The sequence below is a fragment of the Thermomonas mangrovi genome (genome assembly GCF_028201335.1).
In the GTDB taxonomy this organism is placed as follows: domain Bacteria; phylum Pseudomonadota; class Gammaproteobacteria; order Xanthomonadales; family Xanthomonadaceae; genus Thermomonas; species Thermomonas mangrovi.
Genome location: NZ_JAPEVV010000021.1, coordinates 1 through 650, shown reverse-complemented (window position 1 = coordinate 650; position 650 = coordinate 1). Strand labels below are relative to the sequence as shown.

The following is a 650-nucleotide window of genomic DNA, read 5'->3' as shown; positions in this document are numbered from 1 at the left end:
GACACCCCGATCATCTCGGGTTCGGCGCGCCTGGCGCTGGAAGGCGACCAGTCGGAGATCGGCGTGCCGTCGATCATCAAGCTGGTGGAAGCGCTGGACAGCTGGATCCCGGAGCCGGAGCGCGCGATCGACAAGCCGTTCCTGATGCCGGTGGAAGACGTGTTCTCGATCTCGGGCCGCGGCACCGTGGTGACCGGCCGCATCGAGCGCGGCGTGATCAAGGTGGGCGAGGAAATCGAGATCGTCGGTATCCGCCCGACCCAGAAGACGACGGTGACCGGCGTCGAGATGTTCCGCAAGCTGCTGGACCAGGGCCAGGCGGGCGACAACGCGGGCCTGCTGCTGCGCGGCACGAAGCGTGACGACGTGGAGCGCGGCCAGGTGCTGTGCAAGCCGGGTTCGATCACCCCGCACACGGAGTTCGAGGCGGAGGTGTACGTGCTGTCGAAGGACGAGGGCGGCCGCCATACCCCGTTCTTCAAGGGTTACCGCCCGCAGTTCTACTTCCGCACGACGGACATCACCGGTGCGGTGACGCTGCCGGAGGGCACCGAGATGGTGATGCCGGGCGACAACGTGAAGATGACGGTGCAGCTGATCAACCCGGTGGCGATGGACGAGGGCCTGCGCTTCGCGATCCGCGAGGGCGG

Annotated in this window: 1 protein-coding gene; it reads left to right on the top strand. The window is 67.4% G+C overall.

The window, feature by feature from the left end; translation table 11 throughout:
• The coding region (locus ON759_RS13900; protein ID WP_271680990.1) for an EF-Tu C-terminal domain-related protein at positions 1-650 on the top strand (650 nt) is incomplete at both ends.